The sequence below is a fragment of the Sphingopyxis solisilvae genome (assembly GCF_015475875.1).
GTDB lineage: Bacteria > Pseudomonadota > Alphaproteobacteria > Sphingomonadales > Sphingomonadaceae > Sphingopyxis > Sphingopyxis solisilvae.
Genome location: NZ_JADKYM010000022.1, coordinates 1 through 14,055, shown reverse-complemented (window position 1 = coordinate 14,055; position 14,055 = coordinate 1). Strand labels below are relative to the sequence as shown.

The following is a 14,055-nucleotide window of genomic DNA, read 5'->3' as shown; positions in this document are numbered from 1 at the left end:
TGTCATCATTGGAACGACCTCGACGAATGGCAGAAAACTGCCGGAAATGCGAGGTTTGAAGGGGTTTGCGACTGGTAGCGGAGGAGGGACTCGAACCCCCGACACGCGGATTATGATTCCGCTGCTCTAACCAGCTGAGCTACTCCGCCCCACAGGGCCGCCGCGACGGGCGAGCAGCGCCTATAGGCAGGGTGTTGGCGCTGGTCAATATCATGTGCGCGGGCCGCGAAAATTCCGTGCGAAGGCGGCTTCCCACGGGCCGCCGCGATAGTGGTGGGCGGCGAGGCCGGTGATGGTCAGCGGGCGCGGCTGGAAGTCGGCGGTGAGTTCGGCGAGCAACGTGCGGGCTTCGCCGGGCGTCACCTTGTTCTGCACGGTAATGTGCAGCCGCGGTGTGCCCTGGTCCTGCGCGGTCAGCATACCGGTGAAATGGTCGGCGATCCGTTCGCGGATCGCCAGCAGGTCGGGGCTATCGATGCGATAGGCGACGCCTTTGCCGAGAGAGTACAGCTCGCGCAACCGCGCGGCGGGGGGCGGGGTGTCGGCGGCGATGCGGCGGATCAGCCCGTCAAGTTCGCCCAGCGCCGACGGCGGCAGCTGGTGGAACAGCGTGATATGCGCCGACAGATAGTTGCGCTCGGGCGGGAAATGCGCCGCGCGCAGAGTGTCGAAAAAACGCTGGTCGGCCGCACCCATCGTCGCGGTGACGATGATGGGTGCGGCGCCAGCGGCCCGGATGGGAGGGGGGATGGCCGGGCCGCCTAAGGTCATGTCAGCGCCGGTTTAGGCCGCCTGCGACAACTTGCCCCGATAGGGGTTCGCCTTCACCCATTCGAGCGCCTTTTCGGGGGTCGATTCGACATAGGGATCGCTGTCGGTGCCGACATCGTTGATGCCGGGTTCGACGAACATCTGAACGACGATGCCGTCGTCGACGATCGCGGTGTAGCGCCAACTGCGCATCCCGAAACCGACATGGTCCTTGTTGATCAACATGCCCATGCGGCGCGTGAAGGCGCCCGAACCGTCGGGGACCATTTTGACGTTCTGGACGCCCAGGCTCTTGCCCCAGTTGTACATCACGAACGCGTCGTTGACGCTGATGCAATGGATGGCCGTGACACCTTCGGCGATGAAGTCGCCATAAAGGCGCTCAAAGCCCGGGCACTGTTCGTTCGAACAGGTCGGGGTGTAGGCGCCGGGCAGGCCGAACAGGATGTGGCGGCCGGTGCCGAACGCTTCGCCGGTATCGACGTCCTGCCAGCGGAACGGGTTCGGGCCATCGACGGCCTCGTCGCGGACGCGCGTCTTGAGCGTCACGGCGGGAACGGGTTGATTGATCATGGGAGAGAATCCTTTCTGTGTGGATTTTTGTGCGGCGCACCAAAAGCAGACCGGCGGACGCAGGTCAAATCGAGTTGGCCGCTTATATTGATTGCGTCAGGCGATCAGAGCGCGGACCAAAAGCGATGCAGTGCCGCCGCGACCTCTGCGGGTCGCTCGGCGATCGCCCAATGGCCTGCTCCGTCGATGACGGTGAGCGGGATGCCGGTGTTGGCGGCGAAACGCTGCGCGACCGACAGTTGGACATATGGGTCGTCGGCGCCCCAGATCAACGCCCCCTGCGTCGGCAATTTGTCGATATCACGCGCCCAATCATGTTCGAAACTGAGCCCCTTCGCCGAGCGATAGAGTTTCAGGATCGCGCGGCGTTTGTCCTTGTTCCGCCACTGCTCGGCCTCTTCGGCGGCGATGGCGGTTGGCATGCCCTGCGCCGCCAGTCCTTCGGCCAGCTTGGCGGGTTTGCTCAGTGCCATGAAGAGTTCGCCGAGCACGGGGGTGTTCCAGATCCGCGCGACGCGGTGGCCGCGATAGTCGGGATCGATCACCGCGTTCGAAATCGCCCAGCTGCGGACAAGGTCGGGGTGCAGCATTGCGACGCGCTGCGCGATCAACGCGCCCCAGTCGTGGCCAATGATGTCGATCGGGCCGTGCGCCGCGAACAGATCTGCGGCCTGCCCGACAGCCCAGTCGGCATAAGCCTCCTTCGTCGCGGGAAAGCCCGCGGGCAGCGGCCCGGTGAAACCCGGCAGCGCGGGGACCGCGACGGGCGCGTCGCCAAGACTGAGCGCGGTGAGCACCGGACCCCAGATCGCCGGGCTGTCGGGGACGCCGTGGAGGAACAGCTTGGCAGCGGTCATCGCCCTATCCTTTCGGCAGGCGCACGATCCAGCTTTGGTCGGTCGGCACAATGCCCTTTTCGCTGTACCCGCCGCTGAGCAACGCCGTGCGCGCGTCGATGCGGGTCAATGCCATGAAATTCCACCGGTCACCCAGTTCATAGTCGATCCGGCTGCTGGCGCCGCTGGCAACATCGAAAATCTCGGGCGTGCGGTCGTCGACGGCGACCAGCACCCGGTTGCCCGGCAGCACAAGCAAGGTGTCGGCCAGCTTGTACCGCCCGACGGTCAGACGCCCCGCCGCAACAAAACGCCCCGACGCCACATCGAAGCGCTCGACCGACCGCAGCTTGCCGGCACCGTCGCGCGTGTCCGATCCCCCGACCACCAGCACGTCACCATTATCGAGGCGCACCGCCCCATGTTTGTAACGCGCGTCGGCCAGCGACCCCGTCGCGGTGAACTGCCCGGTCGCGGGGTCGAAGATTTCGGCGCTGGCCAGCGCGACGCGCGGGCGGCGCTCGGCCCGCCCGCCGCCGGTCAACAGCACCCGGCCATCGGCAAGCAGCGTTCCCGTTGCCCCGCTGCGCGCGTCGCGCAGACGTCCCGTGGTCGACAACTTTCCGCTCGCAGGGTCGAACAACAGCGCATCGGCCAGCGGTTCTTGCCCGTCATAGCCGCCGGCGATCAACACCCGCCCGTCGGCGAGGGCGACGACGGCTGGATTTGCTCTGGGTCCGCCGAGCGCAGGTCCGGCGACCGACCGGCCGGTGGCGGGATCGAAAATCTCGATCGACGTCGACGGGCGCCCGTCGATCCATCCGCCGACGATCAGCACCCGACCGTCACGCAGCGCCACCGCAGACGGTTGAACATGGCGCGCAAGCAAGCGGCCGCTGCCCGTCACCGTCATCGTCGCCGGGTCGATGATATCGACGGTAGCGCTGGCCGGTCCGGGGTCACAGCCCGGGCGCACGCATCCGCCAATGGCCAGAAGCTGGCCATCGGCCGTCGCGATCAGTTGGTGCGTCGCGCGCGGCGCTCCCATGCGGGGCCCCTGTTCGAAACGAACATCGGCGGTGAGCGGGTTAGACGCGCCCTCGCCATTCGCTGCGCAGGCGGCAAGGCCGGTGACCAGCGCCAGTGTAACCGTCAGGATACGCAAGTCTTTTCCTCCCTATGCCCCCGTTTGCCTTGCCCCTTACATTTCCCCGCGTTCGCGGCGCAGCGCATACCATTTCTGCACATTGGCATTATGTTCGGCCAGCGTACGCGCAAAGATGTGGCTGCCGTCGCCCTTTGCAACGAAGAACAGATAATCGTTCGCCTCGGGATCGAGCACGGCGGCGATCGATGCCTTGCCGGGGTTGGCGATCGGCCCCTTGGGCAGGCCGGCCATGCTGTAGGTGTTGTAATCGTTCACCGCCTGGATCTCGCTGCGCAAGATACGACGGCCGAGCGGTTTGCCCTTGGTAATCGGATAGATGATCGTCGGATCGGCCTGCAACTTCATGCCGATGGCCAGCCGGTTGGTGTAGACCCCCGCAACGGTGCGCCGCTCGGCCGGGACGCTGGTTTCCTTCTCGACGATCGATGCGAGGGTCATCGCCTGATTGCGGTCTTTCACGGCGGTGCGCGGGGTGCGTTTGGCCCACAGCTCGTCGAACGCCCGGTCCATCGCCGCCTGCATCCGTTTGACGACGGCGGCGCGGCTTTCGCCGGTGGTGAAAGCATAGCTGTCGGGCAGGATGCTGCCCTCGGGCGGCACCGGAATTTCGCCGGTCAGGCGTTCCTCGGCCATCAGCCGCTCCCATACCATGATCGACGGCATACCCTGGGGGATCATCACCAGCCGCTGGATCGTCTTGCCCGACTGGAACAGCGCCAGAATATCGCCCGCGTCCATCCCCTTTTCGACTTTATATTCGCCGGGCTTGATCGGATCTTTCGAGCCAAAGAAGCGCGCCTCGTTGCGAAAGCTGGATGCGGAGACGATACCGGCATCTTCCAGTATCTGCCCGGCCTTCGCAATGCTCGCGCCCGGCGGAATGACGACCTCGGCATCCTTCGGCGCGCCGGGCGAGCAGGCGGCGAGGACCAGCGTCAGAATCGCAATCGTCAGCCAGCGGAACCGATGCACCAGATTCTCCCGTCAATCACTTGGCCCTGCTTAAAGCCCCGGCGAAGTCCCCGCTGCTAGAGCATGGCAAGCCAATGTAGGAAAGAGGGATTTGATCCTCCCTGTGGCGAAGCCATGGGGAGGTGGCAGCCCGCAGGGCTGACGCAGGGCTGACGCAGGGGCTATGGCGCCAGCGTCGCGGCCCCTCCACCACCGCTTCGCGGCGGTCCCCTGCCCATGGCTTCGCCACAGGGAGGTTCTGAACGCCTTGACAGTCAAACCCGCGTCGTCATTGCGAGCGAAGCGAAGCAATCCAGAGCGGTTTACGCTACTCTGGATTGCTTCGCTCCGCTCGCAATGACGAAGGGATTTAATCGACGGCCTTGACGATAAGGCTGGCATTGGTGCCGCCGAACCCGAAGCTGTTGTTGAGCGCCGCGCGCACCTTGCGCTTCTTCGCGACCTTGGGGACCAGGTCGGCGCCCTCGGTGCCCTCGTCGGGATTGTCGAGGTTGAGCGTCGGGGGCACGATCTGGTCGCGGATCGCGAGGATGCAGAAGATCGTCTCGACCGCGCCCGCGCCGCCGAGCAGATGGCCGATCGCCGACTTGGTCGAGCTCATCGATACATTCGCCATCGCGTCGCCGAACAGCCGCTTCACCGCGCCGAGTTCGATCGTGTCGGCCATCGTCGAGGTGCCGTGGGCGTTGATATAGTCGATGTCGGCGGGGGTCATGCCCGCCTTCTTGAGCGCCGCACTCATCGATCGGAAGGCACCGTCCATTTCAGGGTCGGGCGCGGTGACGTGATAGGCGTCGCCCGACAGGCCGTAACCGACGACTTCGGCATAAATCTTCGCGCCGCGCGCCTTGGCATGCTCATATTCCTCGAGCACGACGACGCCCGCGCCCTCGCCCATCACAAAACCGTCGCGGTCCTTGTCATAGGGGCGGCTCGCCTGTTCGGGGCGGTCATTATACGTCATGTTGAGCGCGCGTGCCTGCGCAAAGCCGGCGATGCCGATCGGACAGATCGTCGCCTCGGCGCCGCCGGCGAGCATGATGTCGGCGTCGTCGTCGCGGATCATCCGCGCCGCATCGCCGATCGAATGCGCGCCGGTCGAACAGGCGGTGACGACCGCGTGGTTGGGGCCTTTCAGGCCATATTTGATGCTGACCTGCCCCGAGATCAGGTTGATCAGGCGGCCGTGGACGAAGTGCGGTGAAACGCGGCCCGGCCCCTTTTCGGCGAGCAGCAGGCTTTCGCTCTCGATGCCCGGCAAGCCGCCGATGCCCGACCCGATCGAGCAGCCGGCGCGCACTTTCTGTTCGTCGGTGAGTTCGGTCAGGCCGGCGTCTTCGAGCGCCTGGCCCGCGGCGTCGATGCCGAAGATGATGAAGGGATCGACCTGGCGCTGCACCTTGTGGTCGACGCGCTTGCCGGGATCGAAGCCATATTCATGATCCGGCCCCTTGACCTCGCACGCGATCGTGCATTTCTGGTCCGACGCATCGAAATGAGTGATCGGACCCGCGCCCGATTTGCCCGCGATCAGATTTTTCCAGCTGGTTTCGACATCGCCGCCCAGCGGCGTCACCAAACCCAAACCCGTCACCACAACCCGGCGCATAGTCAATCCTTTCGTCGGCCCTGTTCCAGCAGGTGTCCGCATCAATTCGCTCGGCGCGCTTCTAGAGAAACATCGCGCATAAAAAAAGCTCCCCGGTCACAGGGCGCGGGGCCATGGACCGGGAAGCCGGAAACGCATTGACGGCGTCGCCGCCGCGTCCGGCAACGCCGGACGGGCTCGATCAGCCCTTGTTCGCTTCGATATAGTCGATCGCATCCTTGACGGTGGCGATCTTTTCCGCCGCATCGTCGGGGATTTCGACACCGAATTCTTCTTCGAATGCCATCACCAGTTCGACGATGTCGAGGCTGTCGGCGCCCAGATCGTCGATGAAGCTCGCTTCTTCGGTGACCTTGTCGGCTTCGACGCCCAGATGTTCGACGACGATCTTCTTAACCTTTTCGGCCGAATCGCTCATGCGCTATTCCTTTTCTGACTAAGCCGTGAATGTTGGAAATTGCCCTAGTGTCCGTCGGCGGGGCTGGCAAGAGGGCTGGTATCGCGGCCGCGGACCCGCGCCGCATCGACCAGTTCCTCCTCGGCCGCGCTATAGGCCGAACGCCTCCCTTTCTGTCCGTCCGGCACCTGGGTCACAAAATAGGCGGTGCCATTGCCCGCTGCAAGATCGTACCAGAGCCCCGAGCGCAGCCCATAGGCGTCGCCCGAATGCCCCAGCCGTCGTCGTCCGTCACCGAACAGGTCGTCGCGGCATCCGGGGCCGGTCGCCGACTGCGTCCCGTTGCTGTGCAGCGCGAGGCCATATTCACAGAAAAAGCCGCCGGTCCCCTCGCCCGTCACCGGCCGTACCGGTGCCATCGTTTCGAGCCGTGCCATGCTGTCCGGTTTCAAAAAGCCCTCGCCGCGGCGCAGCAGCATGACGCCGATCCGCGCCAGGCCGTTCGCCGATATGCGCAGCCCGCCCTGCGGGCTGAACCCCGCACCGTGGCGCGCCAGCCGATAGGATGCGAGGTCGCAGCTGCCGTCCGCTGCCGGCACCACCGGACAGGCGGGACGGTCGCCGCGCAGATCGTCGCGGACGACCGCGCCCTCGCTGTCGTACAGCACCACCGCGCGCGCCACCGCGGCATCGCTGCAAGTCGGCCAGTTGAAACAGGCGTCGATCCCCAGCGGACGAAACACCAGTTCTGTCATGGCCCGGTCAAACCGCTCGCCGGTGGCGCCTTCCACCGCCGCGGCGACCACCGGATAGTTGAGGTTGGCATAGACAAAGTCGCCGCCCGGCGGGCGCGCATCGTCCCACGCGTCCGCATCCTTGAGCGCGGTTTCGAGGTCTGTGCCCAGCGGCAGTGCGTAATTGATCCGGTCGGTCAGACCCGCCCGGTGACCGAGCAGCTGCGCCAGCGTGATCGGCCGGTCGGGATAGGCCGGATGGCGCAGGCGCCAGCCAAGATAGTCCGAAACGTCGCGGTCCAGATCGAGCCGGCCTTGTTCGGCCAGTCGCAGGACGCCGAGCGCGACAATCAGTTTCGAGACCGACGCGATGCGAACCGGATCGTCGGCGGTCAGGACGCGGCCATTGGCGCGGTCGGCCTGCCCCGCGACGACCAGCGTCTCGACCATCCCCGCACGATCGAAATGGACGGCGATGGCGGCCGGATCGGCCACGCCCGACGACGCCAGAAGGGTAAGAGCATAAAGCATCGCCCGCTTCTGCGGAGCGCGGCCAGTCGCGTCAAGCGGCAGGTTTGGCCGCAACGACCCCCGACTCGCGCAGTGCCGCCGACGCGCGTTGAATCACCGTTGGCGTAATCAGGAACCGGCCGAGGACGGTTTCCGGCGACGCCGTCGCCGGCTGACGCGTATGTGCCAGCAAACGACGCCATTCGGCCTGCCCGCCAGCGACGTCGCCCTGTCGCGCCAACACGATCGCACGGACCATCAGGAACTGCGGTTCCATGGTGCTGGGCGACGGCATCGCATCGAGCACCGCGCGCGCTTCCTCCTGCTCGCCGCGCTGCGACAGGATGAACGCCAGCGTCACTGCCGGAACGCCGGGATAGGAGGGATCGAGCGCCAGCGACCGCCGGAGCAGCGCTTCGCCCGCCTCAGCCTGACCGCAGGTGATCTTGAACAGGCCCAGAAACCCGTTGAGATCGGGATCGTAGGGATTCTGCCGCAGCGCGGCGTCGCCCATTGTGTTGCCGCGCAGACAATTGCCCGCGTAAAAATTCGCGCGCGCCATCGCGAACAGCCCTGCCGACGAATTGGGACTGCTCTCATAGGCTTGCTCCGCGAGTGCACGCCCCTCGGCAAAGGCTTCGCGGCCCGCCGGCGCCATGCGTTGCGGTTGCCAGTCGCCAAAGCGCAGCAGCGACAGCGCCGCCAGGGCAACGGGGTCGCGCGTGTTCTGTTTCAGCGTTGCACGAAGGCAGGCTTCGACTTGCCGCGCATAGGGCATGTTGCGCATCTGGCGCATGCGGTTGAACTGCGCGAGACAGGGATAGCCCGCGGCGAAATTGTCAGGCTGGCGCTGGATCTGGTCGCGAACGATCACACCGTAATCGGAGGCGATCTGGGCAATGAGGGGCTCGATCGACGCAAGCTGCGGCATGCCGTCGTCGCTGATCCGTTCCTGCTGCGACCAGATCGCGCGCTGGTCGGCGACGCGATTGAGCACCAGCGTGACCTGCCCGACCCCCTGCTGGTTCAGCACCATCGACACGTCGAGGCGATAATCGGCGGGGCGCGCTGCGGCGGCGCCGGGCGCTTGCACGCTCAACAGATCGACCATGTCGAACCGGCGCAGCCCGTCGCGCAGCTTGCTGTCGAGCGCGCGTGCCAAGGCCCGCGACGGCGGCGTATTCCCCGATACCGGCGCGCTGACTTCGAGCAGCGGCACCGTCATCGGAGCGCCGACAAACAGCCGATCGGGGCCGCTGCGCAGCGCCGACAGCGCGAACAGTGCAAGGGCGAGAAGCAAAATCGCGACGAACCAGCGGCCATAGCGCGGCGCGGCTCCCGACGCCGCGCCCGGCGCCCTCGGCACACCCGCCTGGTCGCCGCTCGCCGCTGCCTTGACGTCATCCCCGCCGCTGGCACCGTCGATCGAGCGCGACGGCGGCGCAACCCGGTGCTGCACGACCACTTCGTAACTGCCCTGCGGAACCCGCAGCCGGTGAATCCACGGCGTGTCGGCGTAATAACGATCGAGCAGGGTGCGCAGCCGGCCGACCATCACGCGCGGATAGCTGTCGACCGCGGGGTCGAAATCGGCGCTACGGCCGAGCGCCTCGGTCGCGATCGCATAGGCCTTCGGCGCGCTCCGCCCGCCGCGCAACCGGTGCTCGACAAGGAACTGCAACAGGCGCGACAAGACCGGCGAGCGGACGAACAACGGCGATTCGAGCAGCCGCTCCAGCTCTGCCGCGATGATCCGGTCGGTTTCTCCGGAACCCTGCGTGTCGTTCGCTTTCGCGTGGTCCATGCTACCCTCAATAGCCCCAAACGGGCGCGGCGGGTGATACGACAATCATCAAGCGCGACCAGCCATTGTTACTTCAACGTAACGGTAACAGGCATGCCCTTCGCTATAGCAGAAGAGCGACGAGCCGCCAATCTGGAACGATGAAACGCGAAACCGGGTTAAGAAAGGGTTATCAAACGGCGACATGGCGGCGTGTGACCCCTTGTAACTGCCGCCCAACGCGAATCCTGTCATGCTTCATCCCGTCGCGCCCCTCCTACATCGGCGCGATATTGAGGCCGACAGGCGAAGCGTGCGAGCTGGTCCCTGGCATGTTTCATTGCCCTCCGGCCTCAGTTCAAGACTTCGCCGGACGGATGACAGCCCCACCTGTCACCTGTCCGGCAAGTCGATGCCGCGGGCGTGGCCACAGGCGGAGCGTCAGCAGGCCGGGCGCGCCAGCCAGCGGTCAATATCTGGCCGGCCCGATCCGGAAGGCGCAGAGCTTGTTGCCGTCAAGGTCACGGAAATAGGCGCCGTAAAACGCCTGCTCGCCCTCGTCGCCGCGCACGCCCGGCGTGCCTTCGCAGTTCCCGCCCAGTTCGAGCGCCTTGGCGTGAAGCGCGTCGACCTTGGCACGGCTATCGACGACAATCGCCGCCATATGTCCGTTGCCACGATGCGCGGGCTGCCCGTCATAGGGCCGCGTGACCGCGATCCCCGGCTGTCCCCAACCGGTCGCGTAAAGCGTAAACCCGTTGTCATCGTCCGACATGCGCATCAATTCGCTGGCACCGATCGTCCCGAGCAGCGCCGCGTAAAATTCGCGCGCCCGGTCAAGATCGTCGGTGCCCATCGTCACATAGCCCAGCATTACACACTCCTTTCTCATCCAACTGATAAGGGCGCCAGCATGGCTGACGCCCCCATCGTCCGGCAATTACCCGGGGTTTCAGGTCGTTGCCGGTGCCTTGCACGGGCCGGTGTGGGTGCTGGTCATCTGCATGACCATTTCCATGTCGCCGCCGGTGGGCACTTTGCCCTTCGTGGTGATCGTCACGTCGCTCTTTTTCGCCGCCATGGTGCCCGTCATCGCCATGTCGACCGTCTGGCCGTTGGCGGTGCAGGTTCCGGAGATGTCGATCGTGCCGCCCGCGATATTCTTTTTCGCCCAGGTGCATTCGCCGCCATTGCCTGGCCCCTTGGCGAGTTCGGCCGCGATGTCTTCCTTGTCGACCTGCTCCTTCGTGAAGCACTGATCCATGCCGCTGGTGCCTTCCATCATCTTCGTCATCTGGTCCTTTACCTCGGCCGGCATGCCGGGCACTTCGAACTTCACCAGCTTGACGTCGGTTTTCCAGTTGCCCGCCTCGCGCTTCACCGGGCCGCCGGCATTTTCGCTTTTGCCGCAACCCGACACCGCCAGGAGCGTGCCGACGGCTGCAATCGTCAAAATCTTTTTCATACCTGTCTCCTGTGACTTGCCGCTGCCTGCTCTCCGGCTGACTCATTGCGATTGTGGACCCGCCCCATCGATACCATATTGGCAGCGATGGCAATCCAGATTCGCACCTCGCTCGACGAAATCGACACCGCCGAAGGCTATGTCCCCCACCGTCCCGCCCGCCCCGAAAAGGTCGAAGGCGGCAAGCGTTTTGAACTGGTTAGCGAATATCAGCCCGCGGGCGATCAGCCCACCGCGATCAAGGAGCTGGTCGAAACCGCGCGCGCGGGCGAGCGCGATCAGGTGCTGCTGGGCGTCACCGGATCGGGCAAGACCTTCACCATGGCCAAGGTCATCGACGAGCTTCAGCGCCCGGCGCTGATCCTCGCGCCCAACAAGATCCTCGCCGCGCAGCTCTATGGCGAGTTCAAAAGCTTCTTTCCGAACAATGCGGTCGAATATTTCGTCAGCTATTACGACTATTACCAGCCCGAGGCCTATGTGCCGCGGTCGGACACCTATATCGAGAAGGAAAGCTCGGTAAACGAGGCGATCGACCGGATGCGCCACTCGGCGACGCGCGCGCTGCTCGAACGCGACGATGTGATCATCGTCGCCTCGGTGTCGTGCCTCTACGGCATCGGCTCGGTCGAGACTTACTCGGCGATGATCTTCGACCTCAAGAAGGGCCAGGTCGCCGACAATCGCGAGATCATAAGGAAGCTCGTCGCGCTCCAATACAAGCGCAACGACCAAGCGTTCGCGCGCGGCAATTTCCGTGTGCGCGGCGACAGCCTCGAAATCTTCCCCTCGCACTATGAGGATATGGCGTGGCGCGTCAGCTTCTTCGGCGACGAGATCGAGGAGATCACCGAATTCGATCCGCTGACCGGCAAGAAGATCGCGAGCCTGAATTACGTCCGGGTCTTTGCCAACAGCCACTATGTGACGCCCGGCCCGACGCTGAAACAAGCGAGCGAAGCAATCCGCCACGAACTTGCCGAGCGATTGAAGGAGCTCGAGGCCGAAGGCCGCCTTCTCGAAGCGCAGCGGCTCGAACAGCGCACCAATTTCGACCTCGAAATGATCGCCGCCACGGGCAGCTGCGCGGGGATCGAGAACTACAGCCGCTTTCTGACCGGCCGCCTACCCGGCGAGCCGCCGCCGACCCTGTTCGAATATCTGCCCGACAACGCGCTGCTGTTCGTCGACGAAAGCCACCAGACGATCCCGCAGATCGGCGCGATGTCAAAGGGCGACCATCGGCGCAAGATCACCCTCGCCGAATATGGCTTCCGCCTGCCGAGCTGCATCGACAACCGGCCGCTGCGCTTCGCCGAATGGGACATGATGCGCCCGCAAACGGTCAGCGTGTCAGCGACCCCCGGCACCTGGGAAATGGAGCGCACACAGGGTGTGTTCGCCGAACAGGTGATCCGCCCCACCGGCCTCATCGACCCGCCGGTCGAGATCAAGCCGGTCGAGGAACAGGTCGACGATCTGATCGCCGAGGCGAAAAAGACCGCCGCCGCGGGGTACCGCACGCTGGTGACGACGCTGACCAAGCGCATGGCCGAGGATCTGACCGAATTCCTCCACGAAGCGGGGCTCAAGGTCCGCTACATGCACTCGGACGTCGAGACGCTCGAACGCATCGAGATCATCCGCGACCTGCGCCTCGGCGTGTTCGACGTGCTCGTCGGCATCAACCTGCTGCGCGAAGGGCTCGACATACCCGAATGCGGGCTCGTCGCGATCCTCGACGCCGACAAGGAAGGCTTCCTGCGCAGCGAAACCAGCCTCGTTCAGACGATCGGCCGCGCCGCGCGCAACGTCGACGGCCGCGTCATCCTCTACGCCGACCGCATCACCGGCAGCATGGAACGCGCGATGCGCGAAACCGACCGCCGCCGCGAAAAGCAAAAGGCGTATAACGAAGCGCACGGCATCACCCCGACGACGATCAAGCGCAACATCGGCGACATCATCGCGCATGTGGCGTCAAAGGACGGCGTCGTCATCGACATCGGCGAAGACAAGCCAGCGCACATGGTCGGCCACAATTTGCGCGCCTATATCCAGGAACTGGAAAAGAAGATGCGCGACGCCGCGGCCGATCTGGAATTCGAGGAAGCCGGCCGCCTTCGCGACGAAATCCGCAAGCTGGAGGCCGACGAGCTGGGCCTGCCACCCGACCAACAGGTCGCGCCGCGCGTGGGGCGGAGCAACGAGGGCAAGCCGGGCACGCGCAAGGGCCGCTTCGGGAAACAGAGCAAGACGAAGTGGGGGCGGTGATACCCCAAATCGCACAGATATTCTCTGGACATGCGAATTTTTGGGGAAGTGCTGAGTCAAGATTTTTGTTTCAGTATTTTTACATCCGACCTTGTTACGGCCCGAAGAAAAATGCGCTATCTGGACGACCGATTTTCTTCTTAGGATCGGAAAATGGTCAAACCAGCAAAGCTCTACGCCCTGCTGCTTCAATCGTCGAACCGCACCGTGGCGTTTCGCGATTTTGAACGTTTGTTGCGGGCATTCGGCTTCGAGTGGGCGCGCACGACAGGCAGCCACCGGCAATATGTCCATCCAAAAGTCCCGCGCTCCTTCCCGGTCCAGCCCGAAGCCAAAGACGCGAAGCGCTACCAGGTCCGCGAACTGCTTGAACTCGTCGAGACCTATGGCCTATATATCGACGAGTGAACGAGCCCCACTATCACATCAACCTGTTCTGGTCCGGCGAGGACAATTGCTGGATCGCCGACGTCCCCGACCTGCGCCCCTGTTCGGCGCACGGCGACACGCGCGAGCAGGCCGTCTCCAATATTCGGGACGCGATCGAGGGCTGGCTTGAGGTCGCACGGGAAAAGGGTTTCCCCATCCCCGAACCCCGTTACCGCCCCGCGATCTACGCGGCGCGATAAGCGATGCCGCCGTGTCTCGCTCTCGCCGAAAAACACCCATAACCGGGCATACCACCGCACATTCCGACGCCGAGTGGAAAGCGAAGGCTGCACGCGTGTTGCGGCACAGGGTCAAGCAGGCGCTTGAGACGAACCCGGACGAGCTAAATTTTTCGGGCAAGCGCTGGGACGCAATCAATCCGTGGTCGGCGCCGAAGGACGGGAAATATTGGTTCGGCAAACACAACCCGCGCCTGCTTCGGAAATAGAGCATCATAGCTTTTGGAATCGTCATCCCGGCGAAGGCCGGGATCTCGCCGGTGCGTCAGATCGCGACGATGAGATCCCGGCCTTC

At 64.6% G+C, this 14,055-nt stretch carries 14 protein-coding genes and 1 tRNA gene; 3 read left to right on the top strand and 12 right to left on the bottom strand.

Translation table 11 applies throughout. The features are described from left to right. Positions 1–72: 72 nt before the first annotated feature. From IR187_RS13655 to IR187_RS13600, 12 genes are all read right to left on the bottom strand, one after another. Positions 73–149 (bottom strand) — tRNA-Met (locus IR187_RS13655). A gap of 61 nt (positions 150–210) precedes the next feature. Then, positions 211–771, bottom strand: a complete 561-nt coding sequence (locus tag IR187_RS13650) for a 2'-5' RNA ligase family protein (protein WP_228765947.1) — start codon at positions 769–771, stop codon at positions 211–213. Positions 772–783: 12 nt separating this feature from the next. After that, positions 784–1,344 carry a peroxiredoxin gene (locus IR187_RS13645; protein WP_194955132.1) on the bottom strand — a complete coding sequence of 187 codons (561 nt, stop codon included), beginning with the start codon at positions 1,342–1,344 and terminating at the stop codon, positions 784–786. 104 nt (positions 1,345–1,448) lie between these two features. Beyond that, the gene (locus IR187_RS13640; RefSeq protein WP_194955131.1) at positions 1,449–2,201 is read right to left on the bottom strand and encodes an alpha/beta fold hydrolase; all 753 of its coding nucleotides are present in this window, start codon (positions 2,199–2,201) and stop codon (positions 1,449–1,451) included. Positions 2,202–2,205: 4 nt separating this feature from the next. Continuing rightward, the gene (locus IR187_RS13635) at positions 2,206–3,345 is read right to left on the bottom strand and encodes a Kelch repeat-containing protein (RefSeq protein ID WP_194955130.1); all 1,140 of its coding nucleotides are present in this window, start codon (positions 3,343–3,345) and stop codon (positions 2,206–2,208) included. Between the two features lie 36 nt (positions 3,346–3,381). Then, positions 3,382–4,320, bottom strand: coding sequence for an endolytic transglycosylase MltG (mltG, locus tag IR187_RS13630; RefSeq protein ID WP_194955129.1), 939 nt, complete (start codon positions 4,318–4,320; stop codon positions 3,382–3,384). Between the two features lie 349 nt (positions 4,321–4,669). Then, a complete protein-coding gene (fabF, locus tag IR187_RS13625) occupies positions 4,670–5,929 on the bottom strand; it encodes a beta-ketoacyl-ACP synthase II (protein ID WP_194955128.1) in 1,260 nt (419 codons plus the stop codon). Between the two features lie 181 nt (positions 5,930–6,110). After that, entirely contained in the window at positions 6,111–6,347 is a 237-nt protein-coding gene (locus IR187_RS13620; protein ID WP_003039428.1) for an acyl carrier protein, read from the bottom strand. A gap of 44 nt (positions 6,348–6,391) precedes the next feature. Further along, a complete protein-coding gene (locus IR187_RS13615; protein ID WP_194955127.1) occupies positions 6,392–7,591 on the bottom strand; it encodes a serine hydrolase domain-containing protein in 1,200 nt (399 codons plus the stop codon). 31 nt (positions 7,592–7,622) lie between these two features. Next, positions 7,623–9,374: a tetratricopeptide repeat protein gene (locus IR187_RS13610; RefSeq protein WP_194955126.1), complete on the bottom strand. Its 1,752-nt coding sequence runs from the start codon at positions 9,372–9,374 to the stop codon at positions 7,623–7,625. Between the two features lie 448 nt (positions 9,375–9,822). Next, positions 9,823–10,227 (bottom strand): VOC family protein, encoded by a 405-nt coding sequence (locus IR187_RS13605; RefSeq protein WP_194955125.1) that lies wholly within the window; start codon positions 10,225–10,227, stop codon positions 9,823–9,825. Positions 10,228–10,305: 78 nt separating this feature from the next. Then, a complete protein-coding gene (locus IR187_RS13600) occupies positions 10,306–10,818 on the bottom strand; it encodes a DUF3617 domain-containing protein (protein ID WP_194955124.1) in 513 nt (170 codons plus the stop codon). A gap of 87 nt (positions 10,819–10,905) precedes the next feature. On the opposite strand from IR187_RS13600, the gene uvrB reads away from it, so the two are divergent. The 3 genes from uvrB to IR187_RS13585 all read left to right on the top strand — a co-directional run bounded on the left by uvrB (position 10,906) and on the right by IR187_RS13585 (position 13,721). Continuing rightward, the gene (gene uvrB, locus IR187_RS13595) at positions 10,906–13,092 is read left to right on the top strand and encodes an excinuclease ABC subunit UvrB (protein ID WP_194955171.1); all 2,187 of its coding nucleotides are present in this window, start codon (positions 10,906–10,908) and stop codon (positions 13,090–13,092) included. A 153-nt stretch (positions 13,093–13,245) separates the two neighbouring features. Further along, complete coding sequence (locus IR187_RS13590; protein WP_194955123.1) at positions 13,246–13,500, top strand: type II toxin-antitoxin system HicA family toxin; 255 nt, start codon at positions 13,246–13,248, stop codon at positions 13,498–13,500. Further along, entirely contained in the window at positions 13,497–13,721 is a 225-nt protein-coding gene (locus IR187_RS13585; RefSeq protein WP_194955122.1) for a type II toxin-antitoxin system HicB family antitoxin, read from the top strand. The genes IR187_RS13590 and IR187_RS13585 overlap by 4 nt, the downstream gene beginning before the upstream one ends. The last annotated feature ends 334 nt before the right edge of the window (positions 13,722–14,055 follow it).